The sequence below is a fragment of the Haloferax gibbonsii genome, assembly GCF_001190965.1.
Taxonomy (GTDB): domain Archaea; phylum Halobacteriota; class Halobacteria; order Halobacteriales; family Haloferacaceae; genus Haloferax; species Haloferax gibbonsii.
The window spans coordinates 1,513,307-1,533,660 of record NZ_CP011947.1; the positions used below are offsets into that span (position 1 = coordinate 1,513,307).

23 protein-coding genes are annotated in these 20,354 nt (G+C 67.4%); 13 read left to right on the plus strand and 10 right to left on the minus strand.

Annotated elements, in window-relative coordinates; translation table 11 throughout:
• Positions 1 to 140: 140 nt before the first annotated feature.
• Entirely contained in the window at positions 141 to 1,175 is a 1,035-nt protein-coding gene (dph2, locus tag ABY42_RS07935; protein ID WP_050459127.1) for a diphthamide biosynthesis enzyme Dph2, read from the minus strand.
• Positions 1,176 to 1,340: 165 nt separating this feature from the next.
• On the opposite strand from dph2, the gene ABY42_RS07940 reads away from it, so the two are divergent.
• From ABY42_RS07940 to ABY42_RS07955, 4 genes are all read left to right on the plus strand, one after another.
• Positions 1,341 to 1,994, plus strand: coding sequence for an alpha/beta hydrolase (locus tag ABY42_RS07940; RefSeq protein ID WP_004976730.1), 654 nt, complete (start codon positions 1,341 to 1,343; stop codon positions 1,992 to 1,994).
• Between the two features lie 80 nt (positions 1,995 to 2,074).
• Positions 2,075 to 2,449 (plus strand): YlbF family regulator, encoded by a 375-nt coding sequence (locus ABY42_RS07945; RefSeq protein ID WP_004976728.1) that lies wholly within the window; start codon positions 2,075 to 2,077, stop codon positions 2,447 to 2,449.
• Between the two features lie 64 nt (positions 2,450 to 2,513).
• Positions 2,514 to 3,131 (plus strand): MinD/ParA family ATP-binding protein, encoded by a 618-nt coding sequence (locus ABY42_RS07950; RefSeq protein ID WP_050459128.1) that lies wholly within the window; start codon positions 2,514 to 2,516, stop codon positions 3,129 to 3,131.
• A 26-nt stretch (positions 3,132 to 3,157) separates the two neighbouring features.
• Positions 3,158 to 3,781, plus strand: a complete 624-nt coding sequence (locus ABY42_RS07955; protein ID WP_004976723.1) for an RAD55 family ATPase — start codon at positions 3,158 to 3,160, stop codon at positions 3,779 to 3,781.
• Between the two features lie 18 nt (positions 3,782 to 3,799).
• Here ABY42_RS07955 and ABY42_RS07960 read toward each other — a convergent pair whose 3' ends face one another.
• Positions 3,800 to 4,066: a hypothetical protein gene (locus tag ABY42_RS07960; protein WP_004976721.1), complete on the minus strand. Its 267-nt coding sequence runs from the start codon at positions 4,064 to 4,066 to the stop codon at positions 3,800 to 3,802.
• Positions 4,067 to 4,139: 73 nt separating this feature from the next.
• Positions 4,140 to 5,072, minus strand: coding sequence for an FKBP-type peptidyl-prolyl cis-trans isomerase (locus ABY42_RS07965; RefSeq protein ID WP_004976719.1), 933 nt, complete (start codon positions 5,070 to 5,072; stop codon positions 4,140 to 4,142).
• Between the two features lie 155 nt (positions 5,073 to 5,227).
• Here ABY42_RS07965 and ABY42_RS07970 point away from each other — a divergent pair, with 155 nt between their 5' ends.
• From ABY42_RS07970 to ABY42_RS07985, 4 genes are read left to right on the plus strand one after another with little or no spacing between them, the layout of a single operon-like run.
• Complete coding sequence (locus tag ABY42_RS07970) at positions 5,228 to 5,695, plus strand: hypothetical protein (protein ID WP_050459129.1); 468 nt, start codon at positions 5,228 to 5,230, stop codon at positions 5,693 to 5,695.
• A gap of 1 nt (position 5,696) precedes the next feature.
• The gene (locus ABY42_RS07975) at positions 5,697 to 6,407 is read left to right on the plus strand and encodes a DUF7546 family protein (RefSeq protein WP_050459130.1); all 711 of its coding nucleotides are present in this window, start codon (positions 5,697 to 5,699) and stop codon (positions 6,405 to 6,407) included.
• Positions 6,404 to 7,828, plus strand: coding sequence for a hypothetical protein (locus ABY42_RS07980; RefSeq protein WP_050459131.1), 1,425 nt, complete (start codon positions 6,404 to 6,406; stop codon positions 7,826 to 7,828). Before ABY42_RS07975 ends, ABY42_RS07980 begins: the two co-directional genes overlap by 4 nt.
• A complete protein-coding gene (locus ABY42_RS07985) occupies positions 7,825 to 8,112 on the plus strand; it encodes a DUF7410 domain-containing protein (protein WP_050459133.1) in 288 nt (95 codons plus the stop codon). Before ABY42_RS07980 ends, ABY42_RS07985 begins: the two co-directional genes overlap by 4 nt.
• A gap of 14 nt (positions 8,113 to 8,126) precedes the next feature.
• Here ABY42_RS07985 and ABY42_RS07990 read toward each other — a convergent pair whose 3' ends face one another.
• The 6 genes from ABY42_RS07990 to ABY42_RS08020 all read right to left on the minus strand — a co-directional run bounded on the left by ABY42_RS07990 (position 8,127) and on the right by ABY42_RS08020 (position 13,324).
• Positions 8,127 to 8,342 carry a hypothetical protein gene (locus ABY42_RS07990; RefSeq protein ID WP_004976708.1) on the minus strand — a complete coding sequence of 72 codons (216 nt, stop codon included), beginning with the start codon at positions 8,340 to 8,342 and terminating at the stop codon, positions 8,127 to 8,129.
• Positions 8,343 to 8,783: 441 nt separating this feature from the next.
• A complete protein-coding gene (locus ABY42_RS08000; protein WP_050459134.1) occupies positions 8,784 to 9,017 on the minus strand; it encodes a hypothetical protein in 234 nt (77 codons plus the stop codon).
• On the minus strand, positions 9,014 to 9,274 hold the full coding sequence (locus tag ABY42_RS08005; RefSeq protein ID WP_049913451.1) for a cytochrome C oxidase subunit IV family protein: 261 nt from the start codon (positions 9,272 to 9,274) through the stop codon (positions 9,014 to 9,016). Before ABY42_RS08005 ends, ABY42_RS08000 begins: the two co-directional genes overlap by 4 nt.
• A gap of 10 nt (positions 9,275 to 9,284) precedes the next feature.
• Positions 9,285 to 11,852, minus strand: coding sequence for a cbb3-type cytochrome c oxidase subunit I (locus tag ABY42_RS08010; RefSeq protein ID WP_050459135.1), 2,568 nt, complete (start codon positions 11,850 to 11,852; stop codon positions 9,285 to 9,287).
• Positions 11,849 to 12,625 carry a cytochrome c oxidase subunit II gene (gene coxB / locus ABY42_RS08015; protein ID WP_004976692.1) on the minus strand — a complete coding sequence of 259 codons (777 nt, stop codon included), beginning with the start codon at positions 12,623 to 12,625 and terminating at the stop codon, positions 11,849 to 11,851. Before coxB ends, ABY42_RS08010 begins: the two co-directional genes overlap by 4 nt.
• A 183-nt stretch (positions 12,626 to 12,808) precedes the next feature.
• Positions 12,809 to 13,324: a DUF6789 family protein gene (locus tag ABY42_RS08020; protein ID WP_050459136.1), complete on the minus strand. Its 516-nt coding sequence runs from the start codon at positions 13,322 to 13,324 to the stop codon at positions 12,809 to 12,811.
• Positions 13,325 to 13,438: 114 nt separating this feature from the next.
• Between ABY42_RS08020 and cyaB the strand changes: the two genes are divergently transcribed.
• Together cyaB and ABY42_RS08030 are read left to right on the plus strand one after the other, a co-directional pair.
• Positions 13,439 to 13,996, plus strand: coding sequence for a class IV adenylate cyclase (gene cyaB, locus ABY42_RS08025; protein ID WP_050459137.1), 558 nt, complete (start codon positions 13,439 to 13,441; stop codon positions 13,994 to 13,996).
• A 127-nt stretch (positions 13,997 to 14,123) separates the two neighbouring features.
• Positions 14,124 to 15,332 (plus strand): methionine adenosyltransferase, encoded by a 1,209-nt coding sequence (locus ABY42_RS08030; RefSeq protein ID WP_050459138.1) that lies wholly within the window; start codon positions 14,124 to 14,126, stop codon positions 15,330 to 15,332.
• A gap of 60 nt (positions 15,333 to 15,392) precedes the next feature.
• Here the strand turns inward: ABY42_RS08030 and ppk1 are convergent, their stop codons facing one another.
• A complete protein-coding gene (gene ppk1, locus ABY42_RS08035) occupies positions 15,393 to 17,957 on the minus strand; it encodes a polyphosphate kinase 1 (protein ID WP_050459139.1) in 2,565 nt (854 codons plus the stop codon).
• A 253-nt stretch (positions 17,958 to 18,210) separates the two neighbouring features.
• Here ppk1 and thiI point away from each other — a divergent pair, with 253 nt between their 5' ends.
• From thiI to ABY42_RS08050, 3 genes are all read left to right on the plus strand, one after another.
• Positions 18,211 to 19,386 (plus strand): tRNA uracil 4-sulfurtransferase ThiI, encoded by a 1,176-nt coding sequence (gene thiI / locus ABY42_RS08040; RefSeq protein WP_050459140.1) that lies wholly within the window; start codon positions 18,211 to 18,213, stop codon positions 19,384 to 19,386.
• A gap of 200 nt (positions 19,387 to 19,586) precedes the next feature.
• Complete coding sequence (locus ABY42_RS08045; protein WP_004976672.1) at positions 19,587 to 19,841, plus strand: hypothetical protein; 255 nt, start codon at positions 19,587 to 19,589, stop codon at positions 19,839 to 19,841.
• Positions 19,842 to 19,883: 42 nt separating this feature from the next.
• A complete protein-coding gene (locus ABY42_RS08050; protein WP_004976670.1) occupies positions 19,884 to 20,336 on the plus strand; it encodes a DUF5804 family protein in 453 nt (150 codons plus the stop codon).
• The last annotated feature ends 18 nt before the right edge of the window (positions 20,337 to 20,354 follow it).

The window sequence follows — 20,354 nt, forward strand, 5'->3', positions numbered from 1 at the left end:
TATAGGTATTCTGGATGGACTGTCAGGAAATCGGATACGTCCGAAGCGAGACGAGAGAGTCGAAACAGGACGCGACCCGCGGCGGCGTCGCGAGAGCGACGCGCTGGTGGCGGCCGGGGGCGCTCACCGGGAGTCTCGGGCTACCAGGTGCCGTGGAACGTGTCGAACTGCAGGGAGTCGAGGGGTTCGTCGCCGACGGCGATGCGGTACTCCTGCGGCGTCAGCATCGGCTTGTGGAAGCGCGGGCCGTCGTCGGTCGTGATGCGCGGACAGCCGGTGTTGACGAACGCGTCCATGTCGAAGTTCCGGAGCCTGTCGGGCGTCACCTCGTCCATCGTGATGAGGTAGGCGTTCTCGTTGTCCTCCAGAATCTTCTCGGCGATTTCCATGCGGCCCTGGCCGATTTTCGTACAGAAGATGACGCCCCACTTCTCGGCGTCCATCGCCTTGTGGACCGAGGCGTAGCGCTGTTTCATGAACTTCCGCGTGTCGGCGATGGTGACGACGTTGTTGACGGGGTCGGCGATGACGACGTTCTTGTCGGGGTGTTCCATCGCGAGGCCGAGCGGGTGGAACTTGCCGCCGCCGACGTAGAGCACGTCGTCCGCCGGGATGTCCGCGGAGGCGTAGTTACAGCCGAGGACCTGTCCCTCGTAGGTGAGGCGGTCGTCGCCCTTGCGGGTCTGGACGGTGTAGCCGCGCTCTTCGAGCCAGTCGCACATGTCCTCGAAGCGGTTCATGTGCTGGGCGGTGGTGACGAGACCGACCTCGTCGCCCTCGATGTCGTCGAGCGCGTCCTCCATGATGGGGAAGGGGTCGACGTTGGAGAACAGCGGGACGTAGATGATTTTGTCCGACTCCTTCATCGGCGAGTGGCCGAAGTGGACGAACACGTCGGTCCGCCGCATGAGGTAGGTGTCGAGGTCGCACGCGCCGTAACACGGCTGGCCGGAGAGCATGAACGTCACGTCGTCGTCACAGAGCTGTCGGAGGTCGTCGGCGACCGCCGGGCCGCGGCGCTTCAGTCCCTCGGGGAACTGGAGGCCGACGCGCTTGGCGTCGCGCTCCTCGATGGCTTCGACGATCTGTTCGAGTTCGTAGTCCCACTCCCGGTCGTGCTTGAGCGACATCCCGGTGTTTCGAAGGTCTCCCTCCGAGGTGGCGTCCTGACTCATTGCCCCATCGTTGCGGACGGAGCCGTTTAACCACCGCGCTTCCCCACGAACGAGCGTCACACACCCGCACGCACGCCGAAGCGAACCGCGGCGTCGACGGCGGCGTCACCCGGTTACCCCGTTGTCACTCGGGGATTCAAGACTCGCCGCGGCCTACCGCCGTCCATGTCCGACATCCCTCTCGAACACGTCCACGTCGAACCGTCGGAACCGGGCGACGGGCCGGCTCCCGCCGTCGTCCTGCTCCACGGCCGCGGCTCGAACGAACAGGACCTCCTGTCTATCGCACAGGAGTTCCCCGACCACGTCCACGTCGTGAGCCTCCGCGCGCCCGACCGCCTGCAGGGCGGCTACACGTGGTACGAACTCGACCTCTCGGAGGGCGGCCTCCACCAGAGCCAGCCCCACGCCGAGCAGTTCGAACGCTCGCGGAACCTCGTCCGCGAGGCTATCGCCGGAGCGGTCGAGGCGTACGACATCGACCCCGACCGAATCGGCCTCCTCGGGTTCAGCCAGGGCGCGATTACCAGCCTCTCGCTCCTCCTCGACGACCCCGACGACTACGCGTGGGTCGTCGCGCTCCACGGGTATCTCGCGGACTCCCACGCCGACCTCGAACCCGAGGGGATCGCCGGCAAGCCGGTGTTCGTCGGCGGCGGGTCGATGGACCAAATCATTCCGTCCTCGCGGGTCGAACGCGCGGCCGACCGCCTCCGCGAACTCGGCGCGGACGTGACCGCGAACCTCTACGGCGCGCCCCACGGCGTCAGCCCGGACGAACTGCAGGACGTGGTCGCGTTCGTCGAGTCCCACGTCTGAGCCCTCCGCGGGGGCGACCGCTCGCCCCCTCTCCTTCCCCGTTCGGCAGGTTGAAACCGCTCGCACCCCAACGCGCGGCTATGAGCACGCAGACGACGCGGCTCGAAGAACTCGGGCGCGAACTCGGCGAGGCCATCGCCGACCATCCGAAGTACGAAGCCTACGAGGAGGCGAAGGCCGCTGTCGAAGCCGACGACGACGTGCAGGAACTCATCACGGAGTTCAACCAGCTCCGCGAGGAGTTCAACGTGGCCCGACAGATGGGCGAAGCGACCCAAGAGGGGCTCCGAAAGGTCCAAGCGGCCCAAGAAGAGCTCCACTCCGAGCCCGTGATGGAGGAGTACCTCCTCGCGCAGGCCGAACTCGTCGGCGAGTTGGAGAAGATTAACGAGGCCATCTCGGAGCCGCTCGCGGTCGACTTCGGCGGCGAGGCCGGCGGCTGCTGTAACGACTGAGGCCAACTCGACGCGGCTCGTTTTCGCCGCAGGTTCAAGTACCAAGCCGGGGCCAGCCCCGGCTATGTTGGCAATCGCGGGCGGTAAGGGCGGCAGCGGCAAGACCACCACGACCCTCGGACTGGCGAGCGCGCTCGACGGCCCGGTGCTCGCCGTCGACGCCGACAGGGACATGCCGAACCTCCACGCGATGGCCGGCGTGGAGCGCCGAGTGGACGCCGTCTCGGGCAAATCGGTGTGCGAGCCCTCGGTTCGGTCGCACCCGACCGACTCGACCGTTTCCGTGCTCCCGGCACCCGCCGGAACCGACGACGACGCCTTCGAGCGGTGGCTTCGTACCGCCGCGGACGACGAACGTCGCGCGGTCGTCGACTGCCCCGCGGGCGCTGGGCCCGATGCCGCCGTCCCGCTCCGCGTCGCCGACGCCGTGGTCGTCGTGTCGCCGCTGTGCGCGCCGGCGCTCCGCGACGCCGCCAAGACGGCCGCGATGGCGCGGGCGCTCGGCACCCCCGTCGTCGGATGTGTCGTCTCGCGGTCACGAATGGCTCCCGAGGCGGTGTCCGACCTCGTGGGCGCGCCGGTGCTCGGGACCGTTCCGGAGGAGTCGTCGCCAGTTCTCACCCGTCCGACAGTTCGGGCCGCGTACCGTCGAATCGCCGACAGGATACCGGGGAAGAAGTAATATGAGCGACTTCCTTACAGTGGGGTATGTCTCGACTGGCGACGGGAATCGACGTGCTCGACCGCCAACTCGGCGGGGGCATTCCCGCGGGGAGCATCGTCCTCCTCGCCGCCGACCCGGCCAGCCAGTCCGAACTGTTCTTACACGAACTGACGACCACGCGGGGGACGCTGTGGCTGACGACGATTCGCTCGGCCGAGGCCGTCACCGACGCACTCGAACGGAACCCCGGTCCGACCGGAAACCCCACCGTGCGCGACGTGGGCGGCGACGCGCCGCTCGACACGGCGAGCAGTCTGGTCCGCGACCTCCCGGAGGGCGCGAACCTCGTCATCGACGTGGTGGACGTGCTCGAACGAAGTGAGGGCGCTCGCTACCGGAAGTTCCTCAACGACCTGCAGACGCACATGGTCAACACCCGCGGGCTGACCGTCCTCCACGGGCTGAAAGGCGAGTCGGTCCCGGACAACCGCGACCTGACCGAACACATGGCCGACGTGGTGTTCGACCTCGACACGAAGATAGACGGCTCGGAAATCGTCAACCGCCTCGCAGTCCCCAAGTTCCGCGGGGGCCGCGCACTCGACGAGACCATCAAGCTTCGGCTGGCGGAGCGCGTCACCGTCGACACCAGCCGCGACATCGCCTGAGCGAGGCCGAGTCGCCGCTCAGAGCGCGAAGAACCCGAACGTGCCGAGCGTGACGGCCGCGATGAGCGCCATCCACGTCCGGGCGGACAGCGCCGCGCCGCGGGAGAAGACGTAGGCGAAGTACGGTGCGAGCGGGGAGAGACGGTAGATGAACGGCACCTCGATTCCGGCGCCGTACTTGAGCGAGAGCGTCAATGCGACGGTACAGAGCCCGGCGACGAGTGCGACTTTCACGTCTGTGAGGTCGCGGAACTCGGCCGTCGCGTCGTCGTCTGACGAAGCCATAGCTACGAGGCGGTCGGAAGGCGAGTATCAAGAAGCCGCCGATTCGCCGAGACGGCGAGGGCGGCGGACTCGCTTACTCTTCGTCGGCGTCGAGTTCTGCGGCGAGTTCGTCGGCGTCGATGTCGACGTCCTCGATGGCCTCTTCGATGTCGGCGCCGCCCGCGCCGCCCATCATACCGCCGAGGCCGCCCATGCCGCCCATGCCGCCCTCGATGGTCTCCTGGACGATGACGCGGTCGATGTCCAGCCGCTGCATGATGTCCTGCGCGATCTGCTGCTTGGAGAACATCCACTGCTGGTTCATCGTCATCTGGGGCGTCGCCTCGATGTAGAGCGTGTCCTTCTCGACGGTGACGGTCTCCGTCTCGGGCTCGGCGTCCTCATCCTCGTCGTCGTCGGACTCGACGACCTGCTCCTCTTCGACCTCGTCCGTCTGAATCCAGACTTCGGGGGCCTGCTGGAGGTACATGCCGAGGAGGCCGGAGGCCTGCTCCTCGCGGTCGTCGACGAGTTCGAGCACTTCGTACTCGTATTCGAGGTCCTCGCCGGCGAGAGGGTGGTTGAAGTTGACGCGGGCGCGACCGCCGATGATGGTCTCCAGACGGCCCTGCTCGCCGTCGATGGTGACCTGCGCACCGGGGTAGCGGTCGTCCTCGTCGATCTTGTTGGCGCTGACCGTGCGCACGTCGTCCTCGTCGTACTCGCCGAAGGCGTCGACCGCCGGAATCTCGACGGTCCCCTCGTCGCCGGCCTCGGCGCCGATGAGTGCCTCGTCGACCTCGGGGAAGACGTGGCCGGCACCGACGATGACGACGCGGGGCTCGAACTCGTAGCCCTCGACGTCGATCTCGGCCTCTTCGGCCACTTCTTTGTCCGTCGTGTCGACGACGTCGCCGTCCTCGATCGTTCGCACCGTGTACGCGAGGCGGACGAAGTCGCCGTCCTGAATACCGGACTCGACCTCTTCATCGACCTGCTCGGCCTCCGCCTGCTGTTCGTCGCTCATACACGCTACGTGACTCGTGCGACCCTTAAGAATCACGTTTCGCCGCCGCGACGCGTTCGAGGCGGCCGACGCCCGGGAACTCGACCCCGAGGGCCGCTGTGGGGTCGAATCGCTTATATCATTGTCAATAGTTATAGAAAACGAGGCGTGTTCACATGGCACAGACTGGCTTGTTCCTCGGGTTCGTCCTCGGCGTCGTACTGCTGGCGCTCACCGTGTTTCTGACCGGCCGCGGCTGGCGACACTACTCCGTCACGAGCGTTCCGACTCCGACCGGCGGGGGTTCGGCGGGGAGCGGGAGCGGAAGCGGAAGCGACTCGCGTCGCTGGGCCGACGACCCGACGGTGCTGTCGCTCGTCTTCGTCCTCGCGGCGCTCGGCTTCGGCGCGATGGCGGTGCTGTTCGTCGGCGGGAGCGCCATCCCCGAGAGCGTGACGAACGTCGCCGGACCGGCGCTCGTCGCCGGGACGCTCGGGGTCGTCGTCGCGTACCTCTTCTACGGGACGTACCACGCCGCGCGGGGGCGCGGGCTGGCGCGGTCGCAGGCGGCGCTCCTCGGGTCGTGGGTCCTCGGCCTGCTGTTCGTCGTCGGCGTCGCCCTCAGGTTGGTGGGCCTCCTCTGAGATGGCGACCTCGTACGCGGGGCGACTCGACCCGCGACACGCGCCGCGGTTGTGGTGGCTCGCGGCGCTCTGCTGGGTCGAGGCGCTCGCCGTCGGGGCGTACCTCTACGCCGCGCCGGAGCGCGTCGAGAGCCTCCGGTACCTGTTCTACCCGTTCGTCTGGATAACCGTCGGCGCGGCGGCCGTTCTCTGGACCGACCCGCCGCGAGCGAGCGGCCGAGCGCGACTCGCCGCCGGGGGAGTCGCCGTCGCGTACTTCGTGACCCTCGCGTCGCTGGCCGGGTTGGTGTCCGTTGACTTCGCTGCGCTCCTCGGCGGGAGCCACGGGCACGTCGCGACCGCGCGGCACCCGACCGGCTGGCAGTTCTCGCTCGCCGCGCCGGGGTGGGGTCCGCGGGTCGGCTACGCCGGTGAAGTCGTCTCCGGGACGTTCGTCCCGTACCGCGTCGCCGGCTACCTCGCGCTCGCGTACCTCGTCTACGCCGCGGTCCTCGACGCGGCGAAGAGCGCGCTCTCGGGGGCGCTCGGGCTCGTTTCGTGCGTCGGCTGTACCTTCCCGCTCGTCGGCGGTCTGGTCGCGGGCGCGGCCGGCGGCACTGGCGTCGTGAGCGCACTCCAGGCGCTTTCGGTCGACATCTCGACGCTGGTGTTCGTCGTCGCCGCGGCCCTACTCGCGTTCGGACCGTCGCTTGCGGAGCGGGCGCGACGATGAGCGAGCGCGACGGCTCCGCGGTCGGCGTTGCGGTTCGACGCGGTGCCGTCTGGACAGTCGCGCTGGCAGTCGCGTCGCTCACCTTTTCGGCTCCGGGGCTCGCGCACGCCGGCTCGCTGGCCGGGTCGCTCCGCTCGGTTCCGGCCCCGTTCTGGCTCGTCGTCGTCTCCGGCGGCGGCGTCGTCTGCGTCTCCTTCCTGCTGTCGGCGTTCGTCACCGACGACGAGACGCTCGACGCCTTCGAGCGGGTCGGCGTCCGAATCAGAGGACTCGCCGGGGCCGTCGCAACCGCGGCGGTCGCACTCAAACTACTCGGCGTCGCCGCACTCGTCCTCGTCGTCGGCTTCGGGCTGTTCGGACCGCCCGTCGGCATCGCCAACCTCGGCGTCCTGCTCGTCTGGGTCGGCTGGTGGGCCGGATTCACGATGGTCACCTACCTCGTCGGGAACGCGTGGCCGCTCGTGAACCCGTGGCGGACGCTCGGCGCGGCGCTTCGAGGTCGGTTCAGGGAGACGTTGGGACTGTCGCGGTCGTACCCCGACCGGCTCGGGTCGTGGCCGAGCGTCGCCGGCCTGCTCGGACTCGTCTGGCTGGAGGTCGTCAGCCCGCTCGCGGCGGACCCGCGGGCGCTCGCGGCCGTGGTCGTCACGTACAGCCTGCTTACTGTCGGCGGCGCGGTCGTCTACGGCGACGCGTGGTTCCGCCGCGCCGACCCCGTCGCTCGGGTGTTCCGGCTGTACGGCCTGCTCGCTCCGGTCCAGCGGGGCGACGACGGCGGCCTCTCGGTTTCGGTTCCCGGCGCGGGACTGGCGCGCGCCCGCGAGCGACTGGGAGCCGACGACGTGGCGTTCGTCGTCGCGCTCCTCTGGGTGACGACGTTCGACGGCCTCGTCGTCACCGTCGCGTGGGGTCGCGTCCTCGACGCCGCGGCTCCGGTTCCCGCGTGGCTCGCGAACCTCGTCGGAATCGTCGCCGGCTTTCTCGTCTTCCTCGGCGGCTACCGGCTGGCGGCGCGAGTCGCCCGCGGAACCGCCGACACGTACGTGACCGTCGGCTTCGTCGCCGGTTGGTTCGCGCCCGCGTTGGTCCCCATCGCCGCCGGCTACCACCTCGCACACTTCCTCGGCTACGTCGTCGGCCTCGCGCCCGCGCTGGTCGCGGTCGCGGCCTCGCCGCTGTCGCCGCCCGCGAACCCCTCGGTGCTGGTCGTTCCGGCGTGGTTCGGCGGCCTCCAGTTAGCGTTCGTCGTCCTCGGTCACCTGCTTTCGGTGTGGGTCGCCCACGCCCGCGCGTTCGACCTCTTTCCGGGTCGCCTGCAACCGCTCCGGAGCGAGTACCCCTTCGTCGCCGTCACAGTCGGCTACACGATGGCGAGCCTCTGGGTCGTCGCCCAGCCGACGGTCGGGGGTGTCACAGGGTGAACCGCGAGAAATCGGCCGTCGTCCCCGAGACCGTCGTCCCCGACGGCGAGACCGCGGCGGCGACGTGTCCCTACTGCGACCGCCCGTTCCGGCGGGAGCGACTCCGAGACCTCCACGTCGGCGACGCGCACGAGGGACTGAGTGACGGCGAAGCCGCGGCGTACGAGGCCGCGGTCGAGGCAGAGGACGAAGAGCTGTTCGTCTATCACCTGAAGGTCGCTGGCGCGCTCGGGGTGGTCTTCACGGCGCTGTTCCTGCTCGCGGTCGTCGGGTTCAGCCTGTGACGGGGCCGGAGAGTTCAGGCGTGACCGCTGTCCCCGCCGTGTTCACCTTCGGCGGGGTCGGGCAGGCGCATCACGACGCCGGTGAGGACGCCGACGCCGGCCAGCGCGACGACGCCGCCGACCACGACGAACGATTCGCTCGCGCCAACCGCCTCCGAGCCGAGGAGGACCGCGAGTCCGAGGACGACTGCTCCGAAGGCGGCCGCGAGTGCGACGGTAGTCCGATTCATGCGTAGTGTTACCACGGCAAAGTCAAAGAAGGTACGTGCGAGTGCGGAGGAGGAAAAAGAGATTCTGTCGAAGCCCTCAGTTACGGATGGTTTTCTGCGGTTGTGCTGAATAGAGGGCGCTTAGTTATCGGCAGACAGTTCGTCTCTTTTCACGAGGAGCACTATCGCCATAACCACCGCAAATGTCGTGTGTGACATCCTCAGAGTGTTGGTATCAACTACATCCGAAAACTGAGTTAACACGATAACGAACGCGGAACCATAGAGTAGACACGGAACAATGAGGTAAACGGTAAGCGCCCTGTTTCGTTCCATACCGACTTATTTCTCCGACAGAACGTATATTCGCCGGAGATACGTGTGTTCCCTGTCTGTATCACACAGTTCTATCAGCTTCTAACGAGTTCGACAGAGCCACAGAAAGAGACGAATAGCGCCCAGTCAGACCGCGTTCTCGCCGGTCGTCGCGGCGGCGACGACGAGCGCGAAGACTGCCACCGCGAGCACGAGACCGGGACCGACGACGAGCGGGTCGGTGAGTCCGCCGGGGGTGACGCGGGTCATCATGACGGTCACGCCGACGCCGACGGGGACCGAAAACAGGAGGGCGTAGCCGACCGCGGTGAGGGTCTCGCGGGAGCGCCAGCGGGAATGGGAGTCGGCCCGCACGGTCACAGGAGCGAGTACGACGCCGCGAGCGTGAGCGCCAGCGCGGCCGCGAGGCCGATGCCGACCAGATACGTCAGCGAGCGCGGCTCGAACCGGAGGTGCTGGAAGTACGCCGCGACCAGCACCGCCTTCGCGGCCGACAGGACCATGATGACGCCGAAGGCCAGCCAGTAACTCAGCCCGGCGAACTCGACCAGCACCTGGACGGTCGCCGAGACGAACAACACCACGTAAATCGCCGTATAGAGTTTCGTTGATACCATTTCTGTCACCTCACAGGATGTAGAACAGCGGGAACAGGAACAGCCAGACGATGTCGACGAAGTGCCAGTAGAGGCCGAAGTACTCCACCGAGCGGCTGTCTTCGAGATACGCGCCCCGCCAGGCGCGCGCGGTCAGGTACAGCGCGACGACGAGCCCCGCGATGACGTGAGCGGCGTGGAGGCCCGTCGTGAGGAAGAACGTCGAGGCGCGGACGTTCGTCGAGAGCCACAGCCCCTCGTGGAACAGGTGCTGCCACTCCAGCCCCTTGTTGACGAGGAAGCCGATGCCGAGGACGAACGTGGCCCCGAGGCTCGTCACGAGCCCCCACTTGTGTTTCTTCTCGGCCGCGACGAGCGCGAGCACGACCGTGAAACTGCTCGTGAGCAGGATGTAGGTGTTCACGAGCCCGGGAATCGGGTCGGACGGAATCGGCTCCCAGCCGGTCCAGCCGAAGGCGACCCGAGTGAACACGTAGGCCCCGAGGAAGCCGCCGAACAGCACCACGTCGGACGCGAGGAATATCCACATCCCGACCTTGCCGTTGTCGATGCCGGCGAAGGGCCACGCCTCGCCCTCCTCGAAGACCGGGCCGTGGAACGGTTCGAGCCCCATGGCGACGAGCGACCCGAGGGTGACGACGCCGCCCGCGACCGCCGTGGTCGCGTAGGCGGCCCCGACCATCCCCTCGGGGAAGGCAGCGTCTTGGAGCGGCGAGAGGCCGAGGAGGACGAGGAACGCGCCGGCCGAGAGGACGAACGGCCAGATGCTCGCGTGACTCGGTCCCTCGACTTCGGTCGCTTCGGCGGTCGGCAGTTCCGCGTCCGCGGTGACCGCTCTCGTCGCCGACGCGGTGACGCCGCCGTCGGAGACGGCCGCACCGGTCGGCCCGCCGGAACGCTCCTCGCTCGGCGCGACCTCGCCGTCGTCGATGAATTCGAGGTGGCCGTCGCGGTAGGTCGGCGTCCCGTCGAAGTTCTCAAGCGGCGGCGGCGACGAGACGGCCCACTCGGCCGTGGTCGCGTACTCCCACGGGTTGTCGGGCGCGGGGTCGCCGACGAAGGCGCTCTTGAACAGGTTGTAGAACATGATGAGGAACGACAGCCCGAGGACGAACCCGCCGACGGTGGCGAGCTGGTGCCACGGCGCGAGTTCGGGCGCGTAGTCGAACACGCGGCGGGGCGTCTCCCACGCGACGAAAAGCGGGAAGTACAGCAGGTTGAAGCCGACGAAGTAGACGGCGAAGTGGAGTTTGCCGAGGAACTCGTCGTACATCCGGCCGGTCATCTTCGGGAACCAGTAGTAGAGGCCGCCGACAAGGGCCGTCACTCCGCCGACCATCACGTAGTGGAAGTGGGCGACGACCCAGTAGGTGCCGCGGAACTCGTAGTCGAGGACGACCGCGCCGAGGAAGACGCCGGTGATGCCGCCGATGATGAACAACAGGAGCGCCCCGAAGACGAACAGGAACGGCGTCGTGAAGCGTATCTTCCCCTTCAGCATCGTGTAGATGAGCGCGAACACCATCAGGTCGAACGGCAGGGAGATTCCGATGGTGGTAATCATGAACAGGGTCTTCACCTGCAGGTTGATGCTCGTCAGGAACATGTGGTGCATCCAGACGGCGAAGCTCTGGATGGCGACGAGCACCATCGCGAGGATGAACCACTTGCGGCCGACGATGCGGCGGCCGGTGAACGTCTGGAACACCTCCGCCATGACGCCGAGCGCCGGGAAGAAGACGATGTACACCTCGGGGTGGCCGAAGAACCAAAACAGGTGCGTCCACAGGAGCGCCCCCGCCGGCGACTCCATGGCGAAGTAGGTCGTCCCGAGCAGGCGGTCCGACGAGAGCACCAAGAGCGCCGCCAGAAGCGCCGCGAAGGCGAACAGCATCATCCACGCCGTCAGGAGAATCGTCCAGCTAAACAGCGGGACGTTCCGGAGCGTCAGCCCCTCGGCGCGCATTCGGTGCATCGTCGTCAGGAAGTTGACCGACGAGACGGTGACCGAGGCGACGAACAACACGAGCGCCAACACGGCCGTCGACGCCCCCACGTCCGGCGTGAACGTCGGGACGTTCAGCGGGGCGTACATCGTCCACCCGCCGGAGAACGTCCCCCCTTGGAAGAACGAGACGCCGAACAGGATGCCAGAGAAGAGATAGAGCCAGTACGACAGCGCGTTGAGCCGCGGGAACGCGAGGTCCTTCGCGCCGAGTTGGAGCGGGACGACGTAGTTGGCGAAGCCGAACGCGAACGGCGAGAGGAACCAGAACACCATCAACAGCCCGTGGGCCGAGACGGCCTGGTTGTACGCGACGGGCGCGAGAATCCCCTCGCCGAGCGCCCGCGGGGCGAGCAGTTGGATGCGCATCAGCCACGCGAGGACGCCGCCGAGCACGAGGAAGAAAAGCGACGTGACGATGTAGAGGATGCCGACGTCCTTGTGGTTCGTCGTGACGAACCAGCGCTTGATGCTCCCCGTGCCGGGGAAGTCGTGGCCGTGGTCGTCGCCGCCGCGGGCGACCTCGTGGCCCCCGTCGGCCGCGGCGTCCCCTCCGGGAGACGCGTCGGTCATGGGACCACCGCCGGTCGGAGACTCGATTTCGCGGCGACCGATTCATCGGCGCTCGACTCGCTCGCGGTCGCGTTATCCGCAGTCGTGTTCGCGTACCACGCCTCGTACTCGTCGGGCGGCATCACGATGACCTCGGCGGACATGTAGGAGTGGCCCGCCCCGCAGAGTTCGTAACACTGGGCGGTGTAGGTCCCGGGCTCGTCGGCGGTGAACCACGTCTCGGTCTCCTGGCCGGGGATGGCGTCGGACTTGACGCGTAACTCCGTGATGCCGAAGTTGTGGAACACGTCCGCGGTGGTAATCGTCAGTTGGACGGGCCGGTCGGCGGGGACCCGGAGCACGCCGTCGGTGGTGTGGCCGTTCGGATAGGTAAAGCGCCAGCCGAACTGGTAGCCCTCGACCTCGACGTCGAGCGACTCGGCGTCGGAGGGGCCCTCCTCGACGTACAGGAGCGTCAGGTACGTCCACGAGACCAGCGAGACGACGATTATCATGCTCATGAAAAACGAAGTGAACAGCTTTCGCCCGCCGCCGCTCCCCGACGGGAGTTCCCCGAGGACGAGGCGGTCCTCGTCGTCGATGTGACCGTTTCCGGAGCCGGAGCGATACTTGTACGCGTTGTAGAGCATGTACCCCACGACGACGACCCCGACGAGCGTCCCCAAGAGCAGGAACACCTCGAAGATGCTTTCGAAGACGAACGTGCGCGTCCCTCGCGGGACCAACCCCGACTGGAGCGGGAACGCGGCCGCCGGTACGAGTTCCGTGACCATTGATAACACCACCCAAATAGTATAATTAACGTTCGTGATGATTATTGTTTCGGAGAAGTCGGTGGTGTCCGGCCTCGAACGGACGTTTCCGGTCGCTCGGCGAAAGAAGAGAACAGAACGGACGGCGGTCGGGGTCGCGGGCGACGGTGGACGACGGAGAGCCCGACCGCCGGCGACGCCCGGTCAGACCTCGTGTTGCGGGATGCCCGCGAACAGGTCGAGCAGGTAGCCGAGCGAGAGGCCGTACACCCAGTGGGCCAGAAGCGAGAACACGAGGAACGAGAGGATGACGAACGCGTCGGCCTGCGGCCAAAACGCCGGGACGAACCCGACCCAGTAGAGCGTCGCGAACGACACGCCGCGGAGGTACTCCGGCGACTCCGGCGGGAGGAACGCCCCGACGACGACGAACGTCACCGGGAGGACGATGACCCCGCCGATGCCGAAGAGGAAGGCCCCGAGCGCGAGCGTCGGTTCGTAGCCGAAGAACGCCGCCATCCCGGCGAACCGCGTGATTGGCTCGGTCGTGAAGAGACCGAGCAGTTCGGGGATGCCGACGAGGACGGGCAGCATCAACACCGTCCCGACGAACCCGCTCGCCATCGCGGTGAGGATGACGCGGCCCGTGATTTCGTAGTCGGCGGCCTCGCCGACGCGCTGTTCTACTGCGGTGGCCGGGTTCGGCGTCTCTTGGCTCATACTCCCGTCGTACTACGCGGTCTTGCATGATAAAAGGTAACAAATACCTCGATACTGAGGGGTCGCCGGCGCGAGTCACCGAGGTTTTTGCCCCCCGGACGCGCCGGTCGAAGCATGTACGAAGTCGAGGTCAAGGTGCGCGCGGACCACGACGCGGTTCGGGAGCGACTCGACGCGACCGAAGCCGAGCAGGTCAACCGCGTCGCCCAGACGGACACCTACTACGACGCCCCGCACAGGGACTTCGCCGAGACCGACGAGGCGCTTCGACTCCGGCGCGAGTCGCGCTACGAGGGCGGCGACCTCGCCGACGAGGAGACCGTCGTCACCTACAAGGGACCGCTCGTCGACGAGTCGTCGAAGACCCGCCGGGAGTACGAGACGGGCGTCGAGGACGGCGAGACGATGGACGCTATCTGCGAGGCCGTCGGTTTCGACCCCGCCGCGACCGTCGAGAAGGACCGCGAGCGGTTCGCCCTCGACGGCTACACCGTCTCGCTCGATTCGGTGGCGGGACTCGGCGAGTTCGTGGAGGTCGAAGTCGAGGTCGAGTCCGGCGTCGACGACGCCCGCGAGGGGGCGTTCGCCGTCCTCCGCGACCTCGGTCTCGACCCCGACGACCAGATTCGGACCTCCTACCTCGGGATGCTGCTGGGCGCGCCCGAGGAGTAGTCGGGTCGTCGGCTCCCGCAGGCGTCCGTTCTCTCGGCAGATACTGCCCGAGCATACTCTCAGGTAATACGAGTGTGGCCAAAGGTTTCCGCAAGTTATAGAACCGCCCGCCGGGTACGTCCCGCCAATGAGCGACCGAAATATCCGCCTCGAATCCGCCGACAAGCGCGCGGTCGAGGACCAGGAGGTCGAAATCGTCGAGCGAAAGGGCATCGGGCACCCTGACTCCATCTCCGACGGTATCGCCGAGAGCGTCTCCCGCGCCCTCTCGAACCTCTATCTCGACCGCGTCGGCAAGGTGCTTCACTACAACACCGACGAGACCCAGCTCGTCGCCGGCACGGCCGCGCCCGCCTTCGGCGGCGGCGAGGTCATCGAACCCATCTATCTCCTCATCGTCGGCCGCGCCACGAAGGAGTACGACGGCGAGAAGATTCCCGTCGATTCGACGGCGCTCCGGGCCGCCCGCGAGTACCTCAACGAGAACATCCCCGGGCTCGACGTGGGCACGGACATCATCGTCGACGTGAAGCTCGGCGAGGGCTCCGGCGACCTCCAGGACGTGTTCGGCGAGGAGACCCAGCAGGTCCCCATGGCCAACGACACGAGCTTCGGCGTCGGCCACGCCCCCCTGACCGAGACGGAGCAGATCGTCCTCGAAGCCGAGCGCGCCCTCAACGGCGCGGCCTACGGCGACGACCACCCCGAACTCGGACAGGACATCAAGCTCATGGGCAAGCGCGAGGGCGACGTCATCGACGTGACCGTCGCCGCCGCCATGGTCGACAAACACATCGAGGACATCGACGACTACGTCGCCGCCGTCGACGACGTCCGCGAGTTCGTCTCCGACCTCGCCACCGACTACACCGACCGCGAGGTCAACGTCGAGGTCAACACCGCCGACGACTACGAGGAGGGCTCCATCTACCTCACCACGACCGGCACGTCCGCCGAGCAGGGCGACGACGGCTCCGTCGGCCGCGGCAACCGCGCCAACGGCCTCATCACGCCGAACCGCCCGATGAGTATGGAGGCGACCTCCGGCAAGAACCCCGTCAACCACATCGGGAAGATTTACAACCTGCTTTCGACCCACATCGCCGAGACGGTCGTCGCCGAGGTCGACGGCATCCGCGACCTGCAGGTCCGCCTGCTCTCGCAGATCGGCCGCCCCATCGACGAACCGCACGTCGCCGACGCGAAAGTCATCACGGACGAGGGCGTCACCGTCGCCGACATCGAAGACGAGGTCGTCGCCATCGTCGACCGCGAACTCGCGAACGTGACCGACATCACCCGTCGGACCATCGAAGGCGAACTCAGCACGTTCTAATCGGCGCGGCTCGCAGGGCCGCGAAAACAGAACACCGCTTCGCCCGCGAGGGCGGTGCGATTATTCCTCGCCGTAGTACTTCTCGACCAGCCGCGCGGCCGCCTCGGCCGTCTTCCGGTAGTCGCGGTCGCCGTCCGGCGTCCGAACCGCGTACTCGTAGTGCCGACTGCTCGGCACGTACCACTTCTCGGGGAAGTCGTCGAGGACGTGCTGTGGGTCGCCGTTCTTCGGCGCGCCCGCGCCCGCCTCAACGGTGGGTTCGGTTGCGGATTCGGTGGCGGGGTCGGCGGCAGATTCGGTGGCGGCGCCGGCGACGGCTTCGATGTCGCTCTCGTCCCCGGCTTCGGCCTCAGCCTCATCCTCGCCCTCGTCCGCATCCGCAGTCGCCGCGCCGTCTCGGGGAGCCATCACGGACGGGTCGGACTCCACGAGGAGCGTCTCGGGCACGTCGGGGTGCGACGCCGAGATACCGCGGTGGACGCCGGGCGTGTTCGACGCCGCGAGGGTCTGTTCCATCAGGATTCGCTGCATGCTAATCTCGTGGTCGTCGCCCGGGTCGCGCTGGTCGTAGGTGCCGTCGGCGTTCATCTCCCACGCCTTCCGGTTGTCCGCGAAACCGAGTTCGAGGATGAACCGCAACTGTTCGCGGATGTCGGTGTCCTCGACGGGCGCGACGGCCTCGACGCGCTTGTCGAGGTTGCGGGTCATCCAGTCCGCGGAGCCGATGTAGTAGTCGGGGTCGCCCGCGTTCTCGAAGTAGAAGATGCGGGAGTGTTCGAGGAAGCGGTCGACGACGCTCCGGACCGTGACGGTCTCCGAGACGCCCTCCAGACCGGGGCGGAGCCGACAGATGTCGCGGACGAGCAGGTCGATGTCGACGCCGGCCATCGAGGCCTCGTACAGTTCCTCGACGATACCGGGGTCTTCGAGCGCGTTCATCTTGGCGACGATGCGGGCGTCGCGGCCGGCGCGGGCGTGGTCGGCCTCCCGGCGGATGCACTTCGTGAACTCGTTTCGCATCGTCACGGGCGCGATGAGGAGCTTCCGGAACTCCTCGTCCAGCGAGGGGCCGGTGAAGAAGTTGAACACCTTCACGAGGTCCTGCCCGATGTCGCGGTCGGCGGTGAGGACGCCGAGGTCGACGTAGCCCTTCGCGGTCCCGGAGTGGTAGTTCCCCGTGGCGACGTGGGAGTAGAGGCGGACGCCGTCTTCCTCCTCGCGGACGACGAGCGCGGTCTTCGTGTGCGTCTTCAGCCCGATAGTGCCGTAGGCGACGTGGATGCCTTCCTCTTCGAGGCGGCGGACCCATTCGAGGTTGTTCTGCTCGTCGAACCGCGCTTTGAGTTCGACCATCGCCGCGACCTGCTTGCCGTTGTCGGCGGCGTCGATGAGCGCCTCGATGATTTTCGAGTCCGACGCCGTCCGGTAGATGGCGGCCTTGATGGCCAGCACGTTGGGGTCGTTGGCGGCCTCGTCGAGGAACTCCTGGACGGTGTCGCCGAACGAGTGGTACGGGTGGTGCAACAGCACGTCCTTACGGCGAATCTCGTCGAAGATGGTGTCGCCGTCCTCGGCGGCTGTCTCGGGGGGAGACGCGCCCGAGCCGATGCCCGCGTCGGTCGCGTCGAGGTCCGAAAACCGCGGGTGCGGCTGCGGCGTCCACGACTCCAGCGAGAGGTCCGGCCGGTCGAGGTCCGTGAGGTCCATCAGCTCGCGGTAGTCGAGCGGTCCGCGGAGTTCGAACACCTCGCGGTCGGCGAGGTCCAACTGCTCGACGAGGAGGTCCCGCGCCGCCTCGGGCGCGTCGGCCTCGATTTCGAGGCGGACGACGGTGGCGAAGCGGCGCTGTTCGAGCACCTCCTCAATCATGTCGATGAGGTCCTCCGCGACCTCCTCGTTCCGGCGAACTTCGGCGTTCCGGGTCAGCTTGAACACCGCGGTGTCGACGACCTCGACGTTCGGGAACAGGAGGTCGAGGTTGGCGCGGATGACCTCCTCAAGGAGGACGTAGCGAACCTCGTCGCCGTCGGTCTCGACCTCGACGAGCCGCGGGCGGTTCTGCGGAATCTTCACGCGGGTGAACGTCTGGTCGCCGTCGTCGTCCCGCGTGATGACCGCGAGCGACAGCGAGAGGTTCGAGATGAACGGGAACGGGTGCGCCGGGTCGAACGACAGCGGCGTGAGCGTCGGCAGCACCGAGAGTTCGAAGTAGTCGCGCATCTCCGTCCGCTGGTCGGGCGTCAGCTCGTCGTAGTCGCAGATGCGGATTCCCGCGTCGGCGAGCGCCGGGCGGATCTCCTCGCGGTAGCACGCCGCCTGTCGCTCGAACATGGGGCGGGCCCTGTCGATGGCTTCCTCCCACTGCTCGCGGGGCGTCCGACCGTCGGTCGTCCGCTCCGTCACGCCGGCCTCAATCTGCTGTTTCAGCCCGCCGACGCGCTTCATGAAGAACTCGTCTAAGTTCTTCGTGAAGATGGACAGAAAGCGGACCCGTTCGAGAAGCGGGTTCCGGTCGTCGAGCGCTTCGTTGAGCACGCGGGACTGGAACTCCAGTTCGCTCAGCTCGCGGTTGAGATAGTACTGCGGGGCTGCGAGGTCGATATCGGCTGGCGACTCGTCGGTCATTGGCATCGAGTGGGCATCGAGGTGGCGGCAGTTGTTCGTCGAGAGCGGCCGCGGGGCGGTCGGCGGTTGTACGAGAGGGAAACGGGGTGAAATCTATTAAGTGGTTTATATTGTTTCGCCGTCTGTCTACAGTTCAGTAAATTGTACTATTTACAGATATATAACACTAATAGCGACGGGGGAATCGCGTCGAGTCGGGCGCGGACGCCCCGCGAAACGAGACGCTGAAGGGTTCCCGCGGAGAACGTCGACCGTGAATCAGACGGCGCACGTCGTCCTCGTCGGCTACGGCGAGGTGGGCACGAAGAGTTCGAGCGTCCGGGCGAAGATGGAGGCCAGACTGCGGACGAACCTCCAGGCGGTCCTCGACGACCGCTCGCTTCCGGGCCGCGTCGAGCGGGAGTGGTCCCGCCTGCTCGTCCGCGAGGCGGCCGACGCCGACGCCGTCGCGGCCGCCTGCGCCGAGGTGCCGGGCGTCGTCTGGGCGCGCCCCTGCGTCGCCTGCGACCCCGTCCTCGACGACATCGTCGCGACCTGCCGAACCCTCGCGTCCGACCACCCCGACGGGGCGAGTTTCGCCGTCGACGCCGACCGCGTCGGCGACGCCGACCAACACGGGTTCACCAGTTCCGACCTCGAACGCGAGGCCGGGAGCGCCGTCGTCGACGCGACCGGCGCGCCCGTCGACCTCGACGACCCCGACCGAACCTACCGAATCGAGTGCCGCGAGGAGACGGCCTATCTCTCCGTGCGGCGGTTCGACGGGCCCGGCGGACTCCCGCTCGGGACGCAGGGCCGAGCCGTCTCGCTCGTCTCCGGCGGCATCGACTCGCCGGTGGCGACGTGGGAGCTGATGCGCCGGGGCTGCGAAATCGTCCCCGTCTACGTCGACCTGGGCGACTACGGCGGTGCGGACCACCGCGCGCGAGCCATCGAGACCGTGCGGACCATCGCCCGCCGCGCCCCGAACGCGGACATGCGGGTCCACGTCGTCCCCGCCGGCGACGTGGTCGAGCGACTGATGGAGAGCGTCGAGGACACCCGGATGCTCTCGCTTCGGCGCGCGATGCTCGCCATCGCCGCCGAGGTCGCCACCGACGAGCACGCCCACTCCGTCGTGACCGGGGAGTCGCTCGGCCAGAAGTCGAGTCAGACCGGCGAGAACCTCGCCGTCACCGAGGCCGCGGTCGACTACCCCGTCCACCGCCCGCTCTTGACCCGCGACAAGACCGATATCGTCGCGGCCGCCCGCGACCTCGGCACCTACGACGACTCGACGCTCCCGGTCGGTTGCGAGCGCGTCGCACCGAGTTTCCCCGAGACGAACGCCTCGCTGTCGGCCGTCGAGGCCGCGGAACCCGACGACCTGTTCGACCTCGCGGTCGAGGCCGCCCGCGAACGCGTCGTCGTGTCCCCCGACGGCGACTGAGCGCGGGAGCGCGAGGTGGAAGCCGCCGGCGAGAGGCCCGAAGCGCGGCCCGTCGTCAGCCCCACCGAGGTGCGGTACCGACGCGCATACGAACCGTGCAAACGACCAACATAGTAACGATTCTTCAAACGTTTAGATTCGTTTCGAATGAACAATTGCACAAAAATGGCTTTATTTACCGTGAGCGCTAGGGTTCTCTCATGTCGAAAACATCGCATCCCGGTCACGGCCGCCCCGGCCCCGAGTGGCGCGTCAGCCACCGGGCGTCGCGGACCGACTGGAGCGACACCGTCGAGCGGTGCGCGGCCTGCCGCGCCCGCGTCGACATGAGCGAAGCCCACTACCAGGTCCTCCTCGAGCGGGACATCGATAAGCCCGGTAAGATAACCCTCGAACGCGAGCGCGTCGTCTTCTGCGACGAGTCCTGCGCCGCCGAGTGGGAATCGACCGCCTGAGTACCGGAACCGCTTTACCGAGTCCGGACCCTCCCTCTCGACGTGACGCAGGTCTGTATCGTCGGCGCGGAGGACGTCCACCTCCAGTACGAACTGCTGTCGCGCGACACCGCCCGCGCGGCGCTTTCGACCTACGACATCGCAGAACCGTTCGACAACTCGCTTTCGGTCGACACGGTGAGCCTCGGCGCGGCCGTCTCGCTTCTCAACGACCTCAACTGGTATCTCGTCCGTTTCGCCGACTTCTCGCTGGTCCGCGAGCCCTCCGTCTCGCCCGACGAGTGGCTCTCTCGCGACCTCGCCCGACAGATTCGAGACGGGGCGGTCCAGCCGGAAGACACCGGCGACCACCTCGCCATCTACGGCGTCGAAGACGGCCGCCTCGTCGAGCCGATGTACGTGACGCGCGTCGACGGTTCGGTCCCCGACTACGACCTCAGAGACGTGGAGCGAACGCTCGTCGTCAGAGTCGCGGAAGACGAGTTCGGTCGGTGAGAGCCGGCCGTCGAGAGA